This window comes from Mycobacterium interjectum, from assembly GCF_900078675.2.
Lineage (GTDB): Bacteria > Actinomycetota > Actinomycetes > Mycobacteriales > Mycobacteriaceae > Mycobacterium > Mycobacterium interjectum.
In genome coordinates, this window is the sequence record NZ_LT546237.1 from 1,525,570 (window position 1) to 1,547,838 (window position 22,269).

At 67.8% G+C, this 22,269-nt stretch carries 25 protein-coding genes; 13 read left to right on the top strand and 12 right to left on the bottom strand.

The window, feature by feature from the left end; translation table 11 throughout:
• Positions 1-2: 2 nt before the first annotated feature.
• A complete protein-coding gene (locus BN4348_RS41610) occupies positions 3-443 on the bottom strand; it encodes a hypothetical protein (RefSeq protein WP_066912819.1) in 441 nt (146 codons plus the stop codon).
• Positions 444-501: 58 nt separating this feature from the next.
• Between BN4348_RS41610 and BN4348_RS41615 the strand changes: the two genes are divergently transcribed.
• The gene (locus tag BN4348_RS41615; protein ID WP_066912821.1) at positions 502-1,686 is read left to right on the top strand and encodes an acyl-CoA dehydrogenase family protein; all 1,185 of its coding nucleotides are present in this window, start codon (positions 502-504) and stop codon (positions 1,684-1,686) included.
• Between the two features lie 217 nt (positions 1,687-1,903).
• On the opposite strand, the gene BN4348_RS41620 is transcribed toward BN4348_RS41615, so the two are convergent.
• The gene (locus BN4348_RS41620) at positions 1,904-2,194 is read right to left on the bottom strand and encodes a hypothetical protein (protein WP_066912954.1); all 291 of its coding nucleotides are present in this window, start codon (positions 2,192-2,194) and stop codon (positions 1,904-1,906) included.
• Between the two features lie 89 nt (positions 2,195-2,283).
• On the opposite strand from BN4348_RS41620, the gene BN4348_RS41625 reads away from it, so the two are divergent.
• Entirely contained in the window at positions 2,284-3,186 is a 903-nt protein-coding gene (locus BN4348_RS41625; RefSeq protein WP_066912956.1) for an NAD-dependent epimerase/dehydratase family protein, read from the top strand.
• Positions 3,187-3,199: 13 nt separating this feature from the next.
• On the opposite strand, the gene BN4348_RS41630 is transcribed toward BN4348_RS41625, so the two are convergent.
• Together BN4348_RS41630 and BN4348_RS41635 are read right to left on the bottom strand one after the other, a co-directional pair.
• Entirely contained in the window at positions 3,200-4,021 is an 822-nt protein-coding gene (locus BN4348_RS41630; RefSeq protein ID WP_066912823.1) for an alpha/beta fold hydrolase, read from the bottom strand.
• A 65-nt stretch (positions 4,022-4,086) separates the two neighbouring features.
• On the bottom strand, positions 4,087-4,668 hold the full coding sequence (locus BN4348_RS41635; protein WP_066912825.1) for a TetR family transcriptional regulator: 582 nt from the start codon (positions 4,666-4,668) through the stop codon (positions 4,087-4,089).
• Positions 4,669-4,748: 80 nt separating this feature from the next.
• On the opposite strand from BN4348_RS41635, the gene BN4348_RS41640 reads away from it, so the two are divergent.
• From BN4348_RS41640 to BN4348_RS41650, 3 genes are all read left to right on the top strand, one after another.
• A complete protein-coding gene (locus tag BN4348_RS41640) occupies positions 4,749-5,561 on the top strand; it encodes a class I SAM-dependent methyltransferase (RefSeq protein WP_066912827.1) in 813 nt (270 codons plus the stop codon).
• On the top strand, positions 5,554-6,408 hold the full coding sequence (locus BN4348_RS41645) for a lysophospholipid acyltransferase family protein (RefSeq protein ID WP_066912829.1): 855 nt from the start codon (positions 5,554-5,556) through the stop codon (positions 6,406-6,408). The genes BN4348_RS41640 and BN4348_RS41645 overlap by 8 nt, the downstream gene beginning before the upstream one ends.
• 190 nt (positions 6,409-6,598) lie before the next feature.
• Positions 6,599-6,997, top strand: a complete 399-nt coding sequence (locus tag BN4348_RS41650; protein WP_066912958.1) for a VOC family protein — start codon at positions 6,599-6,601, stop codon at positions 6,995-6,997.
• Positions 6,998-7,063: 66 nt separating this feature from the next.
• Here BN4348_RS41650 and BN4348_RS41655 read toward each other — a convergent pair whose 3' ends face one another.
• From BN4348_RS41655 to BN4348_RS41665, 3 genes are all read right to left on the bottom strand, one after another.
• Positions 7,064-7,318, bottom strand: coding sequence for a hypothetical protein (locus tag BN4348_RS41655; protein WP_066912831.1), 255 nt, complete (start codon positions 7,316-7,318; stop codon positions 7,064-7,066).
• Positions 7,319-7,500: 182 nt separating this feature from the next.
• On the bottom strand, positions 7,501-8,973 hold the full coding sequence (locus tag BN4348_RS41660) for an amino acid permease (protein ID WP_066912833.1): 1,473 nt from the start codon (positions 8,971-8,973) through the stop codon (positions 7,501-7,503).
• A gap of 15 nt (positions 8,974-8,988) precedes the next feature.
• Positions 8,989-10,005, bottom strand: coding sequence for an NADP-dependent oxidoreductase (locus tag BN4348_RS41665; protein WP_066912835.1), 1,017 nt, complete (start codon positions 10,003-10,005; stop codon positions 8,989-8,991).
• A 52-nt stretch (positions 10,006-10,057) separates the two neighbouring features.
• On the opposite strand from BN4348_RS41665, the gene BN4348_RS41670 reads away from it, so the two are divergent.
• Genes BN4348_RS41670 through BN4348_RS41680 form a run of 3 tightly spaced genes read left to right on the top strand, consistent with a single transcriptional unit; the run spans position 10,058 to position 12,461 of the window.
• On the top strand, positions 10,058-10,744 hold the full coding sequence (locus BN4348_RS41670) for a hypothetical protein (RefSeq protein ID WP_066912837.1): 687 nt from the start codon (positions 10,058-10,060) through the stop codon (positions 10,742-10,744).
• A 29-nt stretch (positions 10,745-10,773) separates the two neighbouring features.
• Positions 10,774-11,619 (top strand): class I SAM-dependent methyltransferase, encoded by an 846-nt coding sequence (locus BN4348_RS41675; RefSeq protein WP_066912839.1) that lies wholly within the window; start codon positions 10,774-10,776, stop codon positions 11,617-11,619.
• 8 nt (positions 11,620-11,627) lie between these two features.
• Positions 11,628-12,461 carry a class I SAM-dependent methyltransferase gene (locus BN4348_RS41680; protein WP_066912841.1) on the top strand — a complete coding sequence of 278 codons (834 nt, stop codon included), beginning with the start codon at positions 11,628-11,630 and terminating at the stop codon, positions 12,459-12,461.
• Between the two features lie 13 nt (positions 12,462-12,474).
• On the opposite strand, the gene BN4348_RS41685 is transcribed toward BN4348_RS41680, so the two are convergent.
• A complete protein-coding gene (locus BN4348_RS41685) occupies positions 12,475-13,317 on the bottom strand; it encodes a glycoside hydrolase family 16 protein (protein WP_066912843.1) in 843 nt (280 codons plus the stop codon).
• Between the two features lie 614 nt (positions 13,318-13,931).
• Here BN4348_RS41685 and BN4348_RS41695 point away from each other — a divergent pair.
• Positions 13,932-14,132, top strand: coding sequence for a hypothetical protein (locus tag BN4348_RS41695; protein ID WP_066912845.1), 201 nt, complete (start codon positions 13,932-13,934; stop codon positions 14,130-14,132).
• A gap of 148 nt (positions 14,133-14,280) precedes the next feature.
• On the top strand, positions 14,281-15,117 hold the full coding sequence (locus BN4348_RS41700) for a GAF and ANTAR domain-containing protein (RefSeq protein ID WP_160040428.1): 837 nt from the start codon (positions 14,281-14,283) through the stop codon (positions 15,115-15,117).
• Here BN4348_RS41700 and BN4348_RS41705 read toward each other — a convergent pair.
• Positions 15,114-15,710 (bottom strand): cutinase family protein, encoded by a 597-nt coding sequence (locus tag BN4348_RS41705; protein WP_096866276.1) that lies wholly within the window; start codon positions 15,708-15,710, stop codon positions 15,114-15,116. The two genes, BN4348_RS41700 and BN4348_RS41705, sit on opposite strands and share 4 nt — an antisense overlap.
• 139 nt (positions 15,711-15,849) lie before the next feature.
• Between BN4348_RS41705 and BN4348_RS41710 the strand changes: the two genes are divergently transcribed.
• Positions 15,850-16,542 (top strand): class I SAM-dependent methyltransferase, encoded by a 693-nt coding sequence (locus BN4348_RS41710; RefSeq protein ID WP_066912849.1) that lies wholly within the window; start codon positions 15,850-15,852, stop codon positions 16,540-16,542.
• On the opposite strand, the gene BN4348_RS41715 is transcribed toward BN4348_RS41710, so the two are convergent.
• Genes BN4348_RS41715 through BN4348_RS41725 form a run of 3 tightly spaced genes read right to left on the bottom strand, consistent with a single transcriptional unit; the run spans position 16,523 to position 19,567 of the window.
• Complete coding sequence (locus tag BN4348_RS41715; RefSeq protein ID WP_066912851.1) at positions 16,523-17,599, bottom strand: prenyltransferase; 1,077 nt, start codon at positions 17,597-17,599, stop codon at positions 16,523-16,525. The genes BN4348_RS41710 and BN4348_RS41715 overlap by 20 nt on opposite strands.
• Entirely contained in the window at positions 17,586-18,344 is a 759-nt protein-coding gene (locus BN4348_RS41720; protein WP_066912853.1) for a class I SAM-dependent methyltransferase, read from the bottom strand. Before BN4348_RS41720 ends, BN4348_RS41715 begins: the two co-directional genes overlap by 14 nt.
• Positions 18,338-19,567: a glycosyltransferase family 4 protein gene (locus tag BN4348_RS41725; protein WP_066912855.1), complete on the bottom strand. Its 1,230-nt coding sequence runs from the start codon at positions 19,565-19,567 to the stop codon at positions 18,338-18,340. Before BN4348_RS41725 ends, BN4348_RS41720 begins: the two co-directional genes overlap by 7 nt.
• A gap of 261 nt (positions 19,568-19,828) precedes the next feature.
• On the opposite strand from BN4348_RS41725, the gene BN4348_RS41730 reads away from it, so the two are divergent.
• On the top strand, positions 19,829-21,382 hold the full coding sequence (locus BN4348_RS41730; protein WP_066912857.1) for a GMC family oxidoreductase: 1,554 nt from the start codon (positions 19,829-19,831) through the stop codon (positions 21,380-21,382).
• Positions 21,383-21,400: 18 nt separating this feature from the next.
• Positions 21,401-22,168 (top strand): DUF1906 domain-containing protein, encoded by a 768-nt coding sequence (locus BN4348_RS41735; RefSeq protein WP_066912859.1) that lies wholly within the window; start codon positions 21,401-21,403, stop codon positions 22,166-22,168.
• The last annotated feature ends 101 nt before the right edge of the window (positions 22,169-22,269 follow it).

Genomic DNA, 22,269 nt, shown 5'->3' on the forward strand with positions numbered 1-22,269 from the left:
AGTCATTTCCAGGCCAACTGGGCAAGGCTGAACAGGACGAGGACCGTCAGCGTCAGCAACTGGGGCCACGGCCGCCACGGCGCGTCCTGGATCGCATACGACATCTCTTTCAGCGGCGATGTCGGCGGCGGGGCGGCCCGCTCCGGCGCCACCGGCCGGTGGAACCGGTGGAAGTACAGCTGGATGAGCGTCGCACCGAGCCACAGCCCGCCCAGAAAGCCCACCGGGTCCGCGCCGCGCCACAGCAGGAGGGCGGCGATCACCACGGTGAAGGCCATCAGCACCAGATCGGACGTGGTAGTGGCCGAGGCCTTGCCACCGTACTGTTTGTCCAGCAAGGCGCGCCGTCTGCGGTAGGGCAGCGCGAAGAACGCGAACTTTGTGATGATGTGCAGGCCAAGTACTACGACGGCGACGGTCGCGATGGTATTAACTACGGTCACCGGTATCAGTTTTCTCCAGCGGATGCCGGCGCACCCTAATCGATGATGGGAAACGCCGATGACGTCGTTAGCCGACACGGAAGACCGGGTGGTTTCGCTGGCCCGCGGCATGCGGGACCTCGTGCAGGCGCAAGCCGCCGAGTCCGAGCGGGCGCGCACGCTGACCCCGGCGATCGTCGACGAAATGTGGGCCAGCGGGCTGATGTCGTCGTTCAACCCCGTCCAGGCCGGGGGCGTCGAGCCGTCGTTCACCGAGATGATCGAAACCTGGATCGAAATGGCTTGGCAGGACGGATCGTTCGGGTGGATCGGCATCGCCAATCTGCCGTCATCCTTTGCCGCCGCGGCGTACCTGCCCGACGAGGGCTTCGCGGAGGTGTTCACGGCTCACGACAACCGGGTCACCCTGGGCGGGCAGTTCTTTCCCAACGGGCAGGGCGCCGCGGTCGAGGGCGGATACCAGGTGACCGGGGCGTGGAACTTCGGCTCGGGCATCGGCCACTCCGAATACGTCGCGGCCGGGTTTTTGCCGATGGACAACGGCGAAATGCGTTGGATCAGCGAGGGCTTCCCGGAGATGCGCGTCGCCGTGCTTCCGCGCGAGCAGGTCAGCTTCAACGACGGCTGGCACGTGCAGGGCCTCAAGGGAACCGGCTCCTACGACTACAGCGTCCAGGACGTGTTCGTGCCGTCGGCCCGCACCTTCGAGCTGTTCGTCCGGGAGCCACATCGCGGCGCCTCACCGGCCACGCGGATGGGGCTGATGCCGGTCACCGCGGCCGGCCACGCCTCGTGGGCGCTCGGCGTCGCCAAGAGCATGCTCGACGACGTCCAGGAACTGGCGGCGACGAAGTTCCGGATGAGCGACATGGCCTCACTGGCCAGCCGCCCGACCTTCCAGAAAGGGCTGGCGCACCACCGCGCGGCCTGGCGCGCCGCGCGCCTGCTGGTGATCGACGCGTTCACCACCGCCGAGGCCGCGGTCGCGGCGGGCGACGACCTGACGCCGGCCCTGCGTGCCGACATGCGGGTGGCCGCCGTCTTTGCGACCGACACGGCGCGGGCCTGCGCCGAGTGGGCGCACCTGGTCGCGGGCACCAGCTCCATCCGCGAGGGCAGCCGCCTGGAGCGCGCCTTCCGCGACATCTACACCGGAACCCAGCACGCCTTCATCAGCGAGAAGGTGGCCATCGACGTGGCGCAGATCTGGCTGGGCATCATCGACGATCAGCCGGGGCTATAGGAGGCGCTCGTCCGGTTGCGGCTCGCCGGGGGTCTCACCCTCGGTGTCGTCGCGCACCAATGATGCGGCGCGAGCACAACGCGCAAGACCGGGTAATCGTCGCTTATTTCCCGACGGCCCAATTCACACTAGCGCGAAGGAGATTCGCGCGCGAATGAGCGCAATGCGCGAAAGTCGGGCGGTGTCGTTGTCGCAAAGGCACTTTCGTGCCGTGCCGTCAGACGGACGGCTTGTCGCGCAGCCTCGCCGCGGCCGCCGCCGATTCCATGTATTCGGTGACGGCCTCGGGCGCCACCAGCCCGAAGCGGACCTGCAGGTCGATGGGGTTCAGCCCGAAGTACTCGGCGGCCCTGATCAGGTTGTCGGCGGTGATCAGCCTGCCCTCGCGAGCCGCCTTGTAGTAGGCGGACTTGCGGTAACCGAACGCCTCGTAGACCTCGGTGGCGGCGAGGGGCCGGCCCACCAGGTACCGCAAGACCACCGTCGGGTCCTTGTCGCGGTCGTCCATAATCCGAAAACAGTAGCCGACGATGGTGGACGGCGCCTGCTGTGCGGACACCATCGCACTTGGCGGATCGCAGCGCCTACTATCAGCGCATGCGCGGCTCAAAGATCTTGATCACCGGCCCGACCGGTCAACTCGCCACCCCCATCGCCCTGGCGCTGGCGCCCGAAAACGAAGTGTGGGGCATCGCCCGCTTCAGCAACCCCGCTGCACGAGAAGGCCTCGAAAAAGCGGGGATTCGGTGTCAGACCGTCGACCTGGCGGCCGGGGACTTCACCGGCGTCCCGGATGACTTCGACTACGTCCTCAACTTGGCGGTCGCCAAGAGCGGACATTGGGACAAGGACCTCGGCGCCAACGCGGAATCGGTCGGCCTGCTGATGGCCCACTGCCGCGGGGCGAAGGCGTTCCTGCACTGCTCCTCGGCGGCCGTCTACGACCCGCCCGACGACGAACCCCGAACCGAGCAGGCCGCCCTCGGCGACAACCACAAGTTTCTGTTCCCCACCTATTCGATCTCCAAGATCGCCGGGGAGGTCGTCGCCCGGGCGATGGCGCGCATCCTCGACGTGCCGACGACCATCGCCCGCCTCAACGTGCCCTACGGCAACAACGGCGGGTGGCCGTACTACCACATGGAGATGATGCTGGCCGGGATCCCGATCCCGGTGCCGCCCGGCGGGCCGGCCCGCTACAACCCGATCCACGAGGACGACATCATCGCGACCGTGCCCAAGCTGCTCGAGGCGGCGTCGGTCCCGGCGACCACGGTCAACTGGTGCGGCGACCAGGTCGTCAGCCTCCAGGAATGGTGCGGCTACCTCGGTTCCCTCGTCGGCAAGGAGCCGCTATTCGAGGAAAGCGCGCAGGCGTTGCGGGGCAATCCCACCGACGGGGAGCGGATGCACGAGCTCATCGGCGGCACGAAGGTCGACTGGCAGGACGGGTTGCGGCGGATGGCGGCGAAATTCCACCCGGAACTGGTCGGCGCGTAGCGGCCACGCCCGGTCACAGATGAGCTAAGAGCCGGTCGGCGAACGTCTCAGGATGCTCCCGGTGCATGAAGTGACCACCGGGGACCTCCTCGATCACGTACTCGTTCGCGAACATCCGCGCGGCGCCCCGGTAGTCCGATGGCTCGGCGACCGGGTCGTCCAGCCCGGCGAAGACGACCGTCGGCACAGTGATCTTCGCCTTCAGCGACGGGCTGGGTACGGGAGAGAGCTTTCGGTAGTAGCCGAACGCCGCGTCCAGGCTCGCCGGGTTCGAGAAGCTCGCGCGGACCGCGTCGAACTCGTCCGGCCCGGGATTCCACGTCGGGGACCATCGGCGGCAGATGGCGGGCAGCGCCGCGAAGTCGTTGCGCGCGAAGCGTTCCGCCGCCCCCGGCAACTTGTACGCCGCGAAGTGGCGAACGCCCCAGAGCTTTTTCAGCGTCGGCTTGAGCGTCGCCGGATGCGGAATGCCGATGACGAACAGCTTTTTCACTCGATCCGGTCCGAGTCCGGCCGCGCCGTACGCGGCCGAGGCTCCCCAGTCGTGCCCGATCACGATGGCATCGTGGGCGCCGAGCGATTCGATCAGCGCGAGCGGATCGCGTGCCAACGTTTCCTGATCGGCATCCCGGTCGGGAATCGCACTGGGATGGTAGCCGCGCATGAACGGGCTGACCGCGCGGAAGCCCTCGGCGGCGAGGCGCAGACGAAGGTCGTCCCAGGTGTGCGCCGTGTCCGGAAACCCGTGCAGCATGAGGACGAGCGGCCCGGAGCCGTCCTCCAGATAGGCGAATCGAAGCCCGTTGGCTTCGACGAAATGGATCTCATCGGCCATGCCTTGGGGACACTACGCGCCGGCGGGCACCTCCGCCGAAGTGAAAGCGCCGCTCGCTTCGGCGCTTATGAACCGGGCCGCTCGACCGGTTCGACGATGCGAGTCGCCGCCTCGACGGCCGCGGCGCGGCGGCGGGCGACCACCTTCGGGTCTGTGGTCGCCGCGGCGGGGTCGGGCCAATGCGCCCAGGCCAGTCCGACCGCGAACAGGAGCACCAGCAGCTGCTGGGGTTCCCAAGCGGGGTCGACGTGGCCGCCGGCTTGCGCCTCTTCCAGGGCGGCGAGGGCCTTTTCGGGTGGATGCTCTCCGTCGAACTCCGGCTTGTCGAGCGGAAAGCCTTCCAGCTGGGCCCAGGTGATCATCCGCAGGTGTTCGGGGCGCCGCTGCGCCAGGTCGAAGACGCCGCCGACGAACTCGGGCACCGCGTCGGGGCGCAACTCGACGGCGTGGAAGAACTCCGCGCCGTCGGTGGCGACCACGTCCCGAAAGAGGGCCTCCTTGTCGCCGAAGTGCGCGTACAGCCGCTCCTTGCTGGCACTGGCGGCGCGGGCGATGCGGTCGATGCGCGCTCCGGCCAAGCCGTACTGGGCGAACTCGGCGCGGGCGGCCGCAAGTATTTCGCCGCGCAGCTCGGTCTTGGTCCTCACGGGAATATCATAGACAGACGAACTGGTTCGTTTGTTATGGTGGTTCCAAGAACGGGCTGACAACGACGAAGGAGGCCGTGATGGCAGCGACGGATGTGCTGCACGAAGACATAGCGACGATGCCCAGGGGCGGCCCGGGTGCGTCGTGGCTGGACCGTCGATTCCAGACGGATGCACTGGAGTACTTGGATCGCGACGACGTGCCCGACGACGTCAAGCAGCGGGTGATCGGAATGCTTGACCGGATCGGCACGCTGACCAGGCAGCACGAGAAGTACGCGCGCACCGCACTCGAGGTCGTCGCCGACATACCGCATCCGCGCATCCTGGAGATCGGCGCCGGGCATGGAAAGCTCTCGGCGCAGATTCTTCGGCTCCACCCGACCGCTACCGTCACGGTCAGCGACCTGGATCCGACCTCCGTGGCCAACATCGCCGCGGGGGAGCTTGGTACGCACCCGCGGGCGCGCACGCAGGTGATCGACGCGACGGCGATCGACGCCGCCGACGACAGCTACGACCTCGTGGTGTTCGCGCTGGCGTTTCATCACCTGCCGCCGGCCGTCGCCAGCCGTGCCATCGCCGAGGCCACCCGGGTGGGCAAGCGCTTCCTCGTCATCGACCTCAAACGGCAAAGGCCGTTGGCCATGATGCTGTTCCCGGCAATGGCACTGCCGATGAACCTTGCCCTGCTGCGAGGGTCGTGGAATTGGCCGGGCCTGCACGACGGGTTCATCAGCGCGCTGCGTGCCTACAGTCCCTCGGCGCTGAAGGCCCTTGGCCGTGCCGCCGATCCCCAGATGAACGTCGAATTGCTGTCCAGCCCAACGCGGCTCGGCCCGCCTTCGCTCACCGTCGTGTTCTCCCGTCCGGGCGTCGACGACCGTGGCTGACAGCGCGGGCCCGGCCGGCATCACCGAGCCCAGCGCGCGGGTGCGGACACTGCGCCGGCTGCTCGACACGGTGAGCGACCGGCTGCGCCCGGTTCTCGCGGTTTCCCGACCCTACGTTGACGGCCTGGAAAACCTACCCGGCGACGGCCGATTCCTGTTGGTGGGCAACCACACTCAGTTCGGCTCCGAGGTCTTCTTGATCTCCGATACGGTACGGCACGCGATCGGCACCCGGGTGCGCCCGCTGGCGGAACGGGGTTTCGGGCGGATGCGTGGGCTACCGGCCGACCTGATCGAGGCGTTCGGCGCGGTGGTCGGCGCACCGGAAACCGCGCGGGAACTCATGCGCGACGACCAGACCATCCTGGTGTTCCCCGGGGGCGGCCGCGAGATCGCGAAGTTCAAGGGCGAGGAGTACACCCTGCGCTGGCAGGGGCGCGCGGGATTCGCGCGGCTGTCGGTGGAAAACGGCTACCCGATGGTGCCGGCCGGTCTCGTCGGCGGCGACGACGTCTATCGCAGCTGGACCGCCCGCGACGGCGCATACGGAAAATTCAGCGAGGCGCTGGGCCGCAGGTTGAACGGGCGATCGGACATGGCGGTGCCGCTACTGCGGGGGATCGGTCCGACCCTGATTCCGCGCCCGCAGCGCATGTACCTCCGCTTCGGCACGCCGATCGATACCAGCAGACCGCTGGGCGTCGGCGAGCAGCAGTGGGTCGAGGCGGTCAAGGACCAGACGCAACGAGCGCTCGAAAAGATCCTGGCGGACCTGCGGACGCTGCGCGCCACCGATCCGTATCGCAACCTCAGCCCCCTGGCGTGGCGCGACGCGACTACTCCATAGGGACATCGAGTGCCCTGTGTGGCGCTCGATGCCGCGACACGTAACCAGTTGCGAAGAATCGCCGGCGGGGATCGCAACGGTTTATGTTTCGCGGCCCCGCAGGCCCGGTGGCAACATGGCCGGAGTGACCGCTAGCTCGGCCGAACAGCGACTGCGTGACCTGGCGCTGCTGCGCCGCGTCCGCGACCGGATCGACCGGGACTACGTCCCGCACGACGACCCGGAAGCCTCGCTGGCCTTCTATCGCGACACCCTCGGCTTCGAGGTCCGCCTCGACGTTGGGCAGGGCAAGATGCGCTGGATCACGGTCGGCCCGCCGGGTCAGCCCGGCACGTCCATCGTGTTGACCCCGCCGGCCGCCAACCCCGGCATCACCGACGAGGAGCGCCGCACCGTCGCCGAGATGATGGCCAAGGGCACCTACGCGATGCTCCTGCTGGCGGCCAAGGACCTGGACGGCGCCTTCGAGCAGCTGCAGGCCGCCGACGCCGAAATCGTCCAGGAACCGACCGAGCAGCCGTACGGGCTCCGCGACTGCGCCGTGCGCGACCCGGCGGGCAACCTCATCCGCATCCAGCAACTGCGCTGAGCCAGACAACGGGAAAAGTCCCGAACCTCAAGCGGATTCGGGACTTTCCACTTCCAGCGGGCCGGGTCAACTCCCCTTGGAGTAGCGGGTCAGGAACCCGACGCTCGCGATCCCCGCGACGGCGCCGACCACGGCCCAGAGCACCACCTGGAACGCCATGGCCCCGAAGAACCAGCCGAACGTCAACCCGAGGTAAAGCACCCAGATCAGCCGGATCAGGCTCCAGGCCGCAACCAGGCCGGTGGCGATCCCGATGTACAGGCTGCGCTGACGGTCGACGCGGTTGATCTGCTCTTCGATGCTGGCGGGTACGAGCTTCATTTGTCTGACTTCCTTTCACGTGGCGCCGCCGGGTTGGCGTCGTCGTTGCGGTAAGTACAGAGCGCCCGATTGGCTACCGATCCCAAGAAATCTGCGGTGGTAGAACGCCTCACGATGGCGCTTCTCGCGGATTGCCGTCGCGCGATGACAGGTCCGCTTGGCCAGGTTTGGGAAGGCCCCGATCAGGGGGCGACGGCCGTCGTCTTGGTGTCGCCTTCGACCGCGTCATCCATTTCCGCCCGGAACCGGCGATACCGCTCGCTGTGCCCGGGCCGGCGCCGGACGACGAGCCAACCGGCCCCCAGGGCCACGAACCACAGCGGAAACCATGCCAACGCGATCGCGGTTTCGTGTTCGGTGCACAGCGTCCAGATCACGAACGCGAAGAAGCCGAGGATGGCCCAGCACATCACCACGCCGCCGGGCATCTTGTAGGACGACGCGGCATGGCGCGCCGCGTCACGGCGGCGGTAGACGAGGTAGCTGACGATGATCATCGCCCAGACGAACATGAACAGCAGCGACGAGATGGTTGTCACGAGCGTGAAAGCGTTCATCACGGAACCGCCGACGTAGAGCAGCGGGATGGACGTCAACAGCAGCGAAGCGGTGACCAACAGTGCCGGCGCCGGCACCCCACCTCGGTTCAGCCGGCGGAAGCGCGCCGGGGCGCTGCCTTCGTCGGCCAGACCGAAAAGCATGCGGCCGGTGGAGAACAGGCCGGAGTTGGCCGAGGACGCGGCCGCGGTGGTCACGACGAAGTTGACGATGGACGCCGCGGCGGCGAGCCCGGCCAGCGAGAACATCGTCACGAACGGGGACTCGCCGCCGGGTAGCCGCCGCCAGGGGACGACGGTGAGGATCGCCAGGAGCGCGCCGATGTAGAAGACCGCCACGCGCAGCGGAACGGCGTTGATGGCCCGGGGGAGGGTGCGGCGCGGATCGGCCGTCTCGGCCGCCGCCGTGCCGACGAGTTCGACGCCCACGAATGCGAAGAACGCGATCTGGAATCCGCCGACCACGCCCATGAACCCCGTCGCGAAGAAACCGCCGTCATTCCAGAGGTTCTCAAACGTCGCGCGATTGCCCTGCGGCGACACGAAATTCGTCGCGACGAGGACGGCGCCGACGACGATGATGCACAAGATCGCGGCAACCTTGATCAACGCGAACCAGAACTCGATCTCCCCGAAATGGCGCACGCTGAACAGATTGAACAGCAGGATCAGTCCGACGGTGACCACGGCCGGCAGCCACGCCGGCAGGCCAGGCCACCAGAATTTCGCGTACCCGGTGATGGCAACGACTTCCGCGATCGCGGTGACGACCCAGGCGAACCAGTAGGACCATCCGATGAAAAAGCCTGCCGCAGGGCCCAACAGATCGGCGGCGAAGTCGACGAACGACTTGTACTTGAGGTTCGACAACAGCAGCTCGCCCATCGCGCGCAGCACGAAGAACACGAAGAAGCCGATGATCCCGTACACCACCAGTACCGCCGGACCGGCGTGCGCGATCGTCCGCCCCGAACCCATGAAGAGACCGGTGCCGATCGCGCCACCGATCGCGATCAACTGGATGTGCCGGTTGGACAGGCCCCGCCGCAGTTGCCGGACGTCGCCGACCTCAGGTGGACCGGCGACATCGTTCGACACGGTGGGGCGCCCGCGTCAGTTCGGGGCCGTTTTGACGACCAGCTTGCCGACGTTCTTGCCGTCGAACAGCATGTTGATCGCCGTCGGCAACTGCTCGAAGCCCTCGACGACCGTCTCGAGCGGCGTGAGCTTGCCCTCGGCGATCAGGCCCGCGATCTCGCTGTTCGCCTCCGGCGCGCGGCCGAGGTGGTCGAGGACGATGAAGCCCTGCACCGTCGCGCGCTGGATGAGCAGGTTTCCGAACGCGCGCGGTCCCGGCGGTGGATCGGCGGAGTTGTAGCCGGAGATCAGGCCGCAGAGCGCGACGCGGGCGCCGATGTTCAGCCGCGCGAAGACGGCGTCCATGATGTCGCCGCCGACGTTCTCGAAGTCGACGTCGATGCCGTCGGGGGTCGCGGCGGCGAGCTGGGCGGCCCAGTCGTCGGCGCGGTGGTCGACGGCCGCGTCTAAGCCAAGTTGGTCGGTGAGCAGGGCGCACTTTTCGGGCCCGCCGGCGATCCCGACGACCCGCGCGCCGGCGGCCTTGGCGAGCTGCCCGGCGACCGACCCGACTGCGCCAGCCGCGGCCGAGACCACGACCGTCTCGCCTTGCTTCGGCTTGCCGATGTCGCGGATGCCGACCCACGCGGTCAGCCCGGTCGAACCGAGTGCGCCCAGGTAGGCGCTGGGCGAAATGCCCGTGGCGACGTCGACCGGCATCACGAACGACGTGGGGGAGACGACCGCGTAATCCTGCCAGCCCAGCAGGCCCTGCACGGTCTGACCGACCGCAAAATTCGGGTTCTTCGACGCGACGACCTGGCCCAGACCGGCCGCGCGCATCACCTCGCCAATGCCCACCGGCGGCAGGTAGGTCGGCGTGTCGTTGATCCACATGCGGTTCGTCGGGTCGAGCGATATCCAGTCGACGCGCACCAGCGCCTCGCCGTCGCCGATCTCGGGCACCGCCTCCTCGCTCAGTTCGAAGGTGTCCGGGCCGATGCGGCCGGTGGGGCGTTCGCGGAGCAGAAAACGGCGGTTTCGATCGGACATATGCGCACCGTACCCTTCAACAAGGGGGCCGCCGAACGAAAGGTTTTGGGCGGTGAACGTGATGTCGCGAATCGTCGTTGTTCGCGTCGCCGCGCTGACAGTGCTGACAGCGGCGGCGTCGCTGCCGGCCGGGTCGGCCGCCGCGGACCCGCCGCCCACCCAGCAGATCACCGTCGTGGCCGTCGGGCCCGACGGCCAACCGATCAACGGTTACCAGGTGGCGTCCGGACCGGGCAACGTCGGCCAGGCCAGCGACTGCACGACGCCGTCCCCGTCGGCGGTGGCCGACAACGTCTACTACTGCTCGCCGACCGCGGCCGGCGCCGGAACCTGTTGGCCGTCGACGCCCGGATCGCTGCTGTGCGTGGACGATCCCTGGGACAAGCGCCTGCATCGCGTGACCTATGACGGTCCGCTTCCGCCCGTGCGGCCGACCGCGACGCCGGACCCGTTCGCGCTGACCCTCGACGACGGCACCCATTGCCTGTTCCGCAACGGCGGCGCCTGGGGTGGGCGGGCCGACGGATATGTCGGCGTCTACGGGTGCGGCGCCCAGGGCGGCTCCAATCCCGCGGTGCTGTGGCTGCCCAGCCAAGGCGCCGGAAGTTGCATCGACCGCTCGTCGCCGGCGTGGACGGTCAAGGTCGGTCAGCTCGGCAGACCCGATGCCGCCTTCCCGCCGCCCCAGACCCGGACGGTGACGGAAGCGTGGTTCGCCGGAGGCAAGGCCGGTCAATAGCCTGGCGCGGGTGCTGCTATAACGCACGTATGTCAGCCCCTCGACACACCATCACCCATGTCTCGGATACGGCCCGTTGGACGGCGTTGCATCGCGCGACCGAATCGGCGCGTCCCGACGCGCTTTTCAGCGACCCACTCGCCGAACGCCTCGCGGGCGAACACGGCCGCGAGATCGTCGCCAACGTGCCGCGGTCGACCCGCAACGGCTGGTGGCTCGTCGCACGCACCAAGATCGTCGACGACGCCATCGCCGAAGCGATCGCCGCCGGCTGTGACCGGGTGTTGAACCTGGCCGCCGGTCTGGATACCCGGCCGTACCGTTTGGAGCTGCCGGCCGACCTGATCTGGGTCGAGGCGGATCTGCCGAAGTTGCTCGAGGAAAAGACGCAGCTGCTGGCCGACCAGACTCCGCGATGCCGGCTGACGCGGACCGCGGTCGATCTGGCCGACGCGGCGGCCCGAGCCGCGTTCCTCGATGAGTCGCTGGCCGGCGCCGGCAAAGCGCTGGTGCTGACCGAAGGCCTGTTGATGTATCTGGAAAGCAGCGACGTCGTAGCGCTGTCGGCGGCGTTCACGCGACCCGAAATCGCCTGGTGGATGCTCGATTTCGCGGGCCCCGGGTTGAAGAGGATGATGAACAAGAAAATGGCCGGCATGCTGCAGAACGCGCCGTTCAAGTTCGCGCCCGACAGCGGCTTGGCCTTTTTCGAGGACCTCGGCTGGCGGACGGTCGAGGTACAAGCGCTCTACGTGGCCGCCCACCGCTTCCATCGCTTGCCGCTGTGGATGCGCCCGATGACCTGGCTGCCCCAGCCGGACCCGCGTCACCCCGGCGGCAGGGTCTGGAGTGCAACCGCGCTTCTTACGCACTGACAGCGTCGATGAGTCGAGCCAACGACAAAGTGGACGCCAGGCTGCTGACGGGCGTCTCGGAGACCGCACTGTTGACCCTGCACGGCAGGGCCTACCAGGCGGGCCGCCCAGCTCCGATCATCGACGACCCGATGGCCATCAAGCTCGTCGAGACAATCGACTTCGACTTCGAGAAATTCGGCCGCAAAGGCCAGGAGATCGCGTTGCGCTCACTGGCCGTCGACCGTTGCGCGATCGGGTACCTCGCCAAGCACCCCGGGGCAACGGTCGTCGCACTCGCGGAAGGCTTCCAAACGAGCTTCTGGCGTTTGAACAGCGCGCTGCCACACGCGCAGTTCCATTGGCTATCAGTGGATCTGCCACCCGTCATACAACTTCGACAGCGCCTGTTGCCGCACTCGCCGCGGATCACGCACCTGGCGCAGTCGGCTCTCGACGACAGCTGGATGCCCAAGGTCGACACCAGCAACGGTGTATTCATCACCGCAGAGGGCCTGCTGATGTACCTGCAACCGCACGAGGCCATGGGACTGATCGCAGAATGCGCCAAACGGTTTCCCGGGGGCCAGATGTTCTTCGATCTGCCGCCGATCTTCGTCAAGAAGCTGGCTCCCAGGGGGCTGCTGTCGTCCCGTCGCTACCGGGTGCCGCCGATGCCGTTCAGCCTGTCGGCGCGTCAACTGGCGGATCTGCCGAACACCATGCCCGGGGTCCGAGCGGTGCACGACGTCTCGATACCGAAAGGTCGGGGCTTGTTTTTCGGGACGCTGTTCCCCGCGTTCTGGCAGTTCGGCCCCACGAAGCCCGTCCGCGGGGCATACACCCTGCTTGAATTCGGCTGAGCGTCAGCGGGTCCTACCAGACGCGTATCCAGTCGATGAGCATGTCGGCGGGATAGGTTCCCGGTCCGGGGTCACCACCGCCGGAACCGGCGACCGCGAGGTTGAAGACCGGGAAAACGGTGTAGCCGGGGCGATTGAACGGCCAATCCGGTAGGGAACTCGCCGGTACGTCGAAGTAGGGCTGCGCCCCGTCGGTGTAGTCCTTCCAGAACCGGATGCCGGCGTCGTCCCATTGGGTGCGCCAGGTGTGCCAGGCGCCGTCCACCGCGATGTTGTGGGTCTTCCACTCGCCGCCGTTCGCTTTGGCGTGCACGGTGGTGGCCGAGGGCCAGTTGCCGTTCCCGTACCACTCCATGACGTCGATTTCGCCCTGATCGTCATTGCCCAGCCAATAGGCGGGCCAGGCGCCGGCGGTCAGGCAATTGAGCTTGATCCGGGCCTCCCACGTGTGGCCCACGCCGCCCCGCCACAGGCTTTGGACCTTGCCGCTGTAGTAGGCGGGTCCATCCTTAGCGGCGCGCAGGACCAGGTTGGAGTTGCCGTCGAGGAATACGTTGTGGCGATCGTCGCGGTACTGCCCGATGTTCTCGGGACGCTCCCAGTACGTCGGGTCCTTGATCGTCTCGCGAGCTTTGGCCACGGCCCACTTCGACGCATCGGGGGCCGAGCCGGCCGGACCATCGAACTCGTCCTGGAAAATGTAGGCCCCGGCCTGGCCGCTGGGCGCGGCGGGCGGTGGGAACTCGGGCGATCCCGGTCGGCGGGGGTAGGCCTGGGACTTTGGAAGCGGCAGCGCGGCTGCCAGCACTCCGATCCCGGCCGTCAGCATCATGCGGCGGCGGTCGATCTCTGGCATAAGCAACGCACGATAGCAGCCGGCGCCGCCCGCACGCGAAACGGGAAATCTTGTCGGTGGCCGTCGTTACGGTGTGGTTCGCCGCCGGACGCAATCGGACGACGGCAGGTAGTGGTTTTGGATTACGCCAAAATTCATGGCCAATTCTCACGTTGGCGCGTGGTTTGGTCTCAGGATTGGTAGGGCATTCTGGAATCACGAACCGATAACCACTGTTGATAGCTTTTGGCAGGTTGCTCGGGAGGAGTTGGAATCGTGGCGGATGCACCGGGGGCGACGGTAATTTTCCTTCAATCTCATCCGGCGTGGGTTGCTGCCCGCCGCCTCGAACGAGAGCGCCACGCGGCGATGCGCCGCCATCCCTCTTGTGCAACCCGTCGGCACGCCGCCGGGGCGGTCGGCCAGGTTACCCGCGACTTCAAGCTGTACTCGAGCACCGACACCCCCGCCTGAAGCCTGCCGGCGGAACGGCGCCATCACCATTTCCGTCACGCCGATTTGGGCGATCCCGCATTTGATTCCGCCCGCCCTAATCGCCCATTAATGGAATCGCTTGCGACACAGGCCATTAACGAACGCTGCGAGAAGGCCGATGGCCGAGCATAATTCTTCGCGTGGCAGAAACACACAGGACCAAGGCGCTCGCGAACCCGGCCCAACCGCATAGCGCGCTTCTGCACGAACTGGAGCGCTACATCGAGGCGCACAATGCCGGCGTGACGGACGTCAACGTCGTGAGCGTGACGGACACCGGTCAGGCGGACACGAGCCACAAGCCGGTACGCCACTGGTATCAGGTCACCTACGAAGCCTGAGATTGAATGCCGGACGTACGCCCGGGAAACCGGAAAAATGTCACCGGCGGCATGGTGACCGTGGTGTATGGTCCAGCCAGGTCTGGGTTGATCAAGCAGTCGGTCCCCATGTTCATTGACGCGCTCCTCGATGAGCGAAGGGGACCCGATGGCTGTTACTACCGGCGACGCACACAGGGGAGCGACCCTCTCGGTGGGAGCCAGGCTGTCGCGAACCACTATTCGCCTCGCCATCGCGGCTCTACAGCAGCGGTACGGCCTGGATGACCAGGTGGCCTTCGAGATGTTGCGGGACGTCTCTCAGCGTCGCAATGTGAAGCTGCGCGCCGTGGCCGCCGAATTGCTGTCGCCCGGTAGCGACGGGCGATCGGGCCCCGCCGCGCCGCCGCCGCCCTTGCCGTTCACGATCGGGGGTCGCGCGTGCTCGAACCGCAGCGAGGTACTCGCGGAGTTGATGCGTGCCGCCGTCACGCGCTGCGGCTCCGACGGCGGAACCGTTCAGTTGCGCGACCCGGTGCACGGCGGTCTGCAAATCGAAGGTAAGCGCGGTTTCGGCCAGCACTTCGTCGACGCCTTCAGCTACCTGGACGAACCCGAAACCGCGTGCGGGCATGCGTTTGGCAATGCCCGTCAAGTGGTCGTCGCCGACGTCGACAGCTCGCCGATGTTCAGCGAATCCGCCCGGGAAATCCTGCAGGCGAACAACGTGCGCTCGTGCGTGTCCACCCCGATCCTGGACGACGACGGGAAGGTCCGGGGCGTGGTCTCGACCCATCAGCGCGAGCGCGACGCCGTTCCGGGCGAGGCCGACCTGCGCCACGTTCGGATGCTGGCCAACCAATGCGGTCGCTGGCTGCAGTGGTACGACGCCGCGGTGCTGCCCACGATTGTCGGCGAGGTCCATCAGGCCGCGGCCGCCCAAGCCAAGCGCGCCGGCGCCCGTCGGGCCGCGGACCCCGTCGAGNCCGCCCAAGTGGTCAGTTAGAGCTTGCCCGCGACGAAGTCTGCGGCCTGGTTGGCCATGCCCGCATCGATGTACGCGCTGGCCAGGTGTTGCGGCCAGTTTTCTTTCCAGGTGTTCGGGTCGGCCGGGTTGCAGATGGGATCCGCGCCGTGGCACAGCTCGATGGTCCTGTCGTTGTAGGTCGGGTTGAAGTTCGTGATCGGACCGACCCACTGGCTTCCGTTGCCGAACAGCGCGACGGCGGCGATGTGCTCGTCGATGCCCGGCGGCAGGGGGCTGTCGAAGCCGAACGCGCTGATGGGCGCCGCCAGCACCACGTCGGTGACCGCCGCGCCCAGCGAGTAGCCGCCCAGCACCAGGCGGGTGTTCGGGCAATTGTTGACCATGTCCTGGATGTGGTGGCTCATGTCGTTGGCGCCGATGTCGATCTGCGTGTCGGCGGGGTAATTCACGGCGTAGACGCCGATGTTCTTCGACACCTTGGACCGCAGCGCGCTGATGAACGCGTTGCCGAGCGCCCCCACCCCCGGGGATTCATATCGACCGCGGGCGAAGACGACCTGGACCGGCGGACAGTTCGCCGCGGCTGCCGTCGGCGTCGCGGACGGCAGCATCGTCAGCCCGGCTGCGATCACCACCACCGCCAAGCCGGCATCAACCCAGTTGCGGGCAGACACGCGCACAGCATGATCGTAAAGCGACCGCGGCGATCCCGCTGGCCGGAGGCGTGCAGGCGCCAGATAGGTTCGGCTCATGAGCCGCGCCGACGTCAGTTCAACCGAGCGCCTGTTTGCGATGGCCGAGCGGGTGCAAGGCTTCATGCCGCCCGACGAGGGACGCGCGCTCTACGACGCCGCGCTGCGGTACCTCGGCGGCGGAGTCGGCGTCGAGATCGGCACCTACTGCGGCAAATCGACCCTGCTGCTGGGTGCGGCGGCGCAACAAGCCGCCGGCGTGCTGTACACGATCGACCACCACCACGGCTCGGAGGAACACCAAGCGGGCTGGGAGTACCACGACGCCACGATGGTCGACGACGTCACAGGGCTATTCGACACGCTGCCCACCTTCCGTCGCACGCTCGACGCCGCGGGCCTCGACGACCACGTCGTCGCCGTCGTGGGCCGCTCACCGGTAGTCGCCCGCGGCTGGCGAACACCGCTGCAGTTCTTGTTCATCGACGGCGGCCACTCCGAAAAGGCCGCGACCGACGATTTCGACGGCTGGGCGAAGTGGGTGGAGGTTGGCGGGGCGCTGCTCATCCACGACGTGTTCCCGGACCCGCGCGACGGCGGCCGCCCGCCCTACCACCTCTATTGCCGCGCGATGGATTCCGGTCAGTTCCGCGAGGTATCGGCCACCGGGTCGCTGCGGGTGCTCGAACGCACCGGCGGGCAGGCCGGTGCTGCCATCGGCCCAGGCGGGGTCACCAGCCCGGACCGGTAGCCACACATTCGCAGTCGAAGTCCGTCTGCAGTCCCATCGGCAATCCATCACCGCGGAAAATGCCGGCGCCTGCCGTGGTGTTCGACAACGCGTCGGCCGCCAGGATCATCGCCGCGCCGGTCCAGGTGGTGCGCTCCTCGGGCCAGCGCTTCCCGTCGGCGAAAACCAGGCCCGTCCAATAGGACCCGTCCTCTTCGCGCAGGTGCTGCATCGCGGCGAACTGCCGCTGCGCGGCGGACCGGTGGCCGATGGCATCCAGGGCCATCACCAGTTCGCAGGTTTCGGCGCCGGTCACCCACGGCCGGTCGCCGACGCAGCGAATGCCGAGATCGCCGACCACGAAGTCCTCCCAGCGCTCCCTGATCCGCGCGGCGGCCGCCGGGCCGCGCAGCGCACCGCCGAGGATCGGGTAGTACCAGTCCATCGAGTAGCGGTCCTTTTCGGTGAACGCCTCCGGGTGCGCGGCAATCGCGTGGCCCAGGCGCCCCAGCGCCAGTTCCCACTCCGGTTGCGGATCCCCGACCAGCACCGCCAGCGCCAGCGCGCAACGGATGCTGTGGAACACGCTGGCGCATCCGGTCAGCAGGGCTTCCGGCAAGGGCCCGTCTTCGCTTCGGGCCCAAGCGATCTCGCCATAGCCGAACTGCAGGTCGATGACGAAGTCGATCGCCTTGTGCACCACCGGCCACATCCGGGCGGCGAAGGACTCGTCGCCGGTGATCAGCGCGTGGTGCCACACGCCGGCGGCGATGTAGGCGCAGAAGTTGCTGTCGCTGTTGTGGTCTTCGATGACCCCGGCCCGGGTCTGAATGGGCCACGAGCCGTCGGGGCGCTGCGTGCGGCGACTCCAGTCGAACGCGGCCCGCGCCGGCTCCAGCAGCCCCGCGGCCGTCAGCGCCATCGCGCATTCCACGTGATCCCACGGATCGGTATGCCCACCCGCAAACCAGGGGATGGCGCCCGACGGTTCCTGGGCGGCGGCTATCGACAGCGCGGTCTGCCGGCATTGGGCGGATGTGAGAACACCCGGAACGGCCGGTGCGTTACCCCGATGCAACTGAATACCCCAGGGCCGCTTCGCTTTCCGTGGATTTCGACTTGGTGAAATACATCGCCACGCTCTTGCCGACGAGCGGGTTGAGCAGCGACTCGGCCAGCTGCGTGACCCTGGGCCTTCGCATCAGATCCCACACCAGCAGCTTGTGGTAGGTGGCCACCGCGAAATGGTCGGGGTTTGACACGCCGACAGCACATTTCAGCCACCAGAACGGCGAGTGCAGCGCGTGCGCGTGATGGGTGTGCGTGAGTTCCATTCCGCCGCCGGCGATCTTGTCCCGCAGCTCGCTTGCCTTGTAGATGCGCACGTGGCCGCCCTCGTTGGCGTGGTATTCGTCGGAGAGCAGCCAGCACACCCGCTCGGGAAGCCATCGCGGGACGCTGACCGCCAGCGTGCCACCGACTTTGAGGACCCTGATTAGTTCGGCGATCGCGGCGTCGTCCTGGGGGACATGTTCGAGGATTTCCGAGGCGATCACGCAGTCGAACGTCTCGTCGGCGTAGGGCAGGCTCAGCGCGTCGCCGAGGACAACCTTCGCCGACGCCGCCGCCGGCGCCTCTCCGGTTTCGGCCATCGCACGCAGAATGGTGTCGACGGAACGCAATTCGGAGGCGTCGCGGTCGAAGGCGACCACGTCGGCGCCGCGCCGATAGGCTTCGAACGCATGCCGGCCCGCCCCGCAACCGACGTCGATCACCTTCGTGGACGGCCCGATAGCGAGCCGGTCGAAATCGACGGTCAGCATCGCGCGATCGCCCGCTCGTAGACCCGCACGGTTTGCGCGGCCACCGCCTCCCAGCTGAACACGCTGATCGCGCGGTCGCGGCCCGCCTTGCCCATGGTGCGGCGCTTTTCCGGCGAGTCGAGGACCTCGCCGAGCGCGCGGGTCAGGGCGTCGACATCGGCGGGCGGCACCAGCTCGGCGCAGGCGCCGTCGGTGCCCAGCACCTCGGGTAGCGCGCCCACCCGGCTCGCCACGATCGGTGTTCCACTGGCCATGGCTTCCACCGCGGGCAGCGAAAAGCCTTCGTAGAGAGAGGGAATGCAGGCGACCTCGGCCGAGGCGAACAGCGCGGCGAGCGCCTCGTCCGAAAGCCCACTGGTGATGTGGACGATGTCGGAGATTCCGAGTTCGGCGATGAGTTTGTGGGTGGGGCCGTTGGGTTCCACCTTGGCCACGAGCCGCAACTCGAGGTCGCGGCGCGTGCGCAGCTTCGCGACCGCGTGCAGCAACGTGCGGACTCCCTTCAGCGGGGTGTCGGCGCTGGCGATCGCGATGACCCGGCCCGGTTGCCGCGGCTGCGAACTCGGCTGGAACAGTTCGGTGTTCACCCCCAGCGGCACCACGTGCAGTTGCTCCGCGGAGACGCCGAAGTCGGCGACGATGTCCGCGGCCGACGACGACGAGACCGTCAACAGGTCGGGGATCCGGCGCGCCACCTGTTCCTGCATCTTGGAAAAGCCATACCAGCGGTGCACCAACGGCTTTCGCCACCACCGCGCGGCCGCCACATCGAGCACCCGGTCGCGGGTGATGGGATGGTGGACCGTGGCCACCACCGGAAGCCCGGTGTCGGCGATCGCCAGCAGCCCGGTGCCCAGGCTCTGGTTGTCGTGCACGAGGTCGAACTCGTCCGCCCGTTCGGCCAGCAGCCGGGCGACGCGCATGGTGAACGTCCGCGGTTCGGGGAAGCCCGCCGTCCACACCGTCAGGAGTTCCAGCAGGTCGATCGAGTCGCGGATCTCGCTGGGACGCGGCACCCGGAACGGGTCGGGCTCGCGGTAGAGGTCCAGGCTGGGCACCTTGGTCAGCCGCACCCTCGGATCGAGCAGCTCCGGGTAGGGCTGGCCGGAGAAGACCTCGACGTCGTGGCCCAGGTCGACCAGGCCGCGGCTGAGATGGCGCACGTAGACGCCCTGTCCGCCGCAATGGTCCTTACTGCGATAGGACAGCAGGGCAATTCGCATACTCAACTCTTATCCGCCGACGAAACAACGCGGGCGACCGCCCCCCAATCCATCGCTCTCAACGGACTCCCGAACCCCGCGACAGCAAACTGGACATGTGTCCAGACTATAGTTCGCCCACCTAATTGACGCAATCGAGGCCGGGACCACCCTGGGCCGACACTCGAAGCCGTCAGCGCACAACGGCGTGAACCGTGCGGCTCACCAATTCGTGGACTCAGGTATAGGTAGCTATACCCAGCTAGAATTGAGGAGCAATCAGTGGGTGCTGTGTTGGAGGCGCGTTACGACGTCATCGTGTGCGGGGCGGGATCCTCGGGCTCGGTGATCGCCGGCCGGTTGGCGGCAAACCCCGACGTCAAGGTGCTGCTGCTGGAGGCCGGCGGCACCGACGAAGTCCCCAGCGTCACCGAGGCGGGCCAGTGGCCGCAAAACCTCGGGAGCGAGCGCGATTGGGGCTTCGCGTCCGAGCCCGACCCGCGGATCCACGGGCGCTCGATCCCGTTTTCGATGGGCAAGGTGCTGGGCGGCGGATCCAGCATCAACCTGATGGTGTGGGCGCGCGGTCACCGCAGCGACTGGGACCACTTCGCCGCCGAATCGGGCGAACGGGCCTGGGCGTACGAGCCCGTCCTCGATCTGTACCGGCGCATCGAGGACTGGTACGGCGTCGGCGAGCCCAACCATCGGGGCCGGGGCGGTCCGGTGTTCGTACAACCCGCGCCCGGCGCGCATCCGCTGGCGACCGCGACGCTGCAGGCCGCGCGGGCGCTGGGGATTCCCACCTACCAGAGCCCCAACGGCCGCCTGATGGAGGACACCCGCGGCGCGGCGATCCTCGACCTGCGCTGGCGCGCCGGGAAGCGGCTGTCGGTGTTTCGCACCTACACCGCCCCATACCTGGACAAGCCGAACCTGACGGTGCTGCCGCACGCCCTGGTCACGCGGGTGGTTTTTCAGGGCAACCGGGCCGTCGGCGTCGAGGTCGTGCACGGCGGCGCGGTGCACCACGTCGCCGCCGACGTCGAGGTCGTGCTGTCGCTCGGCGCGATCCATACGCCCAAGGTGCTGATGCAATCGGGCGTCGGCGACGAAGCGGAGTTGCGGGGCGCCGGGGTAACGGTCCGCCATCACCTGCCCGGCGTCGGACGCAACTTCCAGGACCACTTCGGGTTCGATTGCGTGTGGGAATTTCCCGAAGATCTGCGGGGCAACACGCAGGCCGCCGCGGCGCTGTTCTGGGACTCCGGGGCGGCCGACATCCAGGGTCCGGACCTGTTCGCGTGCCTGGGGCCCTTCCCGAAATCCACGCCAGAGAACGTCGCGAAATACGGCCTGCCACAGAACAGTTGGATCCTATTTGGCTCGCCGACTCACCCCAGCAGCCGCGGTCGGCTGCGGTTGTCGGGTCCGGACCCGTCCGATGCCATCCGGATCGAGGCCAACGCGCTGTCGGACCCCGAAGACCTCAAGACCGCGACCGCCTGCATCGAGACCCTGCGCGAGATCGGCAATGCCCCGGAGCTTCGTCCGTTCGTCGCGCGGGAGGTGATGCCGGGCGACCTGTCGGGCGCCGAGCTGGACGCCTACCTGCGCGACGCCGTGACCACCTACTGGCACGAATGCGGGACGGCGAAGATGGGCCGCGACGCCATGTCGGTGGTCGACGGACGCTTGAGGGTCTACGGGCTGGAGAACCTGCGCGTCGCCGACGCGTCGATCATGCCCCGCATCACCAGCGCCAACACCATGGCCCCCTGCGTCGTCATCGGCGAGCGGGCCGCACAATTCATCAAGGCCGAGCACCGAATCTGACTTTGTTACCATCGCGCCGTGCGATCGGTCTCACGGCGCGACGTCCTCAAATTCGCCGCACCGGTTCTCCTGGGATTGGGCGCGGCGGCCGCGCCGGCCAACGAGCCCAAGGCGCGGGCCGCCGACACGCAGCTGATCGATTTCGCCGAGCGGCGCATCGCACCCGACGAGATCAAAGGCGCCGGCTACGCCGGGGTGGTGAACTACGTGTCCGCGTCGCGGCCCGGCGCGAACTTCGAGGCGAAGCCCATCACCCGCGAGTATGCGGACGCGCTGCGCGCGGCCGGCCTTCAAATCGTCAGCAACTTCCAATACGGCAAGCCCGGCTGGCCCGACCCGTCGGATTACACCCGCGGGTATGACGGCGGCGTGGCCGACGCGCACACCGCCCTGCAGCTGCACAACGCGGCGGGGGGCACGGCCTCGGCCCCGATCTTCTTCAGCGTCGACGACAACATCGACGAGAGCACCTGGAATGGCGCTGCGGTGCAATGGTTCCGGGGCATCAACTCTGCCTTGGGCGTGGGCCGCACCGGGATCTATGGCCACGCCCGTGCGTGCGGGTGGGCGATCCGCGACGGCGTCGTCGGAAACTCGACCACCCCGGGCCACCGCTGGGCCTGGCAGACCCGGTCGTGGTCGAACGGGGAGCGCGAACCGGCCGCGGTGCTGTATCAGGCCGTGGTCAACAGCCCGTCGAACCCGAGCCCGCTGCTGGGCGGGATCAACGTGGATATCGACGACGTCCTCGCGCCCGACTACGGCCAGTGGGACTTCCCGCGCTGAACCCAGAGCCGCGTCACTCCCGCCGCTGCACCGAGACATAAACGACTGCGACCGCCCGGCGTGTCGTGTGCGTAGGTTATGTGTCGCGAAACGCCCCGGCC

Bases quoted from the DNA above. Each gene is read 5' to 3' on its own strand.
- BN4348_RS41655 (WP_066912831.1), bottom strand. From the start codon at position 7,318: ATGAAGCTCGTACCCGCCAGCATCGAAGAGCAGATCAACCGCGTCGAC.
- BN4348_RS41710 (WP_066912849.1), top strand. From the start codon at position 15,850: ATGAGCCGCGCCGACGTCAGTTCAACCGAGCGCCTGTTTGCGATGGCC.
- BN4348_RS41625 (WP_066912956.1), top strand. From the start codon at position 2,284: ATGCGCGGCTCAAAGATCTTGATCACCGGCCCGACCGGTCAACTCGCC.
- BN4348_RS41725 (WP_066912855.1), bottom strand. From the start codon at position 19,567: ATGCGAATTGCCCTGCTGTCCTATCGCAGTAAGGACCATTGCGGCGGA.
- BN4348_RS41705 (WP_096866276.1), bottom strand. From the start codon at position 15,710: ATGCTGCCGTCCGCGACGCCGACGGCAGCCGCGGCGAACTGTCCGCCG.
- BN4348_RS41665 (WP_066912835.1), bottom strand. From the start codon at position 10,005: ATGTCCGATCGAAACCGCCGTTTTCTGCTCCGCGAACGCCCCACCGGC.
- BN4348_RS41680 (WP_066912841.1), top strand. From the start codon at position 11,628: ATGAGTCGAGCCAACGACAAAGTGGACGCCAGGCTGCTGACGGGCGTC.
- BN4348_RS41640 (WP_066912827.1), top strand. From the start codon at position 4,749: ATGGCAGCGACGGATGTGCTGCACGAAGACATAGCGACGATGCCCAGG.
- BN4348_RS41630 (WP_066912823.1), bottom strand. From the start codon at position 4,021: ATGGCCGATGAGATCCATTTCGTCGAAGCCAACGGGCTTCGATTCGCC.
- BN4348_RS41615 (WP_066912821.1), top strand. From the start codon at position 502: ATGACGTCGTTAGCCGACACGGAAGACCGGGTGGTTTCGCTGGCCCGC.
- BN4348_RS41675 (WP_066912839.1), top strand. From the start codon at position 10,774: ATGTCAGCCCCTCGACACACCATCACCCATGTCTCGGATACGGCCCGT.
- BN4348_RS41685 (WP_066912843.1), bottom strand. From the start codon at position 13,317: ATGCCAGAGATCGACCGCCGCCGCATGATGCTGACGGCCGGGATCGGA.
- BN4348_RS41720 (WP_066912853.1), bottom strand. From the start codon at position 18,344: ATGCTGACCGTCGATTTCGACCGGCTCGCTATCGGGCCGTCCACGAAG.
- BN4348_RS41620 (WP_066912954.1), bottom strand. From the start codon at position 2,194: ATGGACGACCGCGACAAGGACCCGACGGTGGTCTTGCGGTACCTGGTG.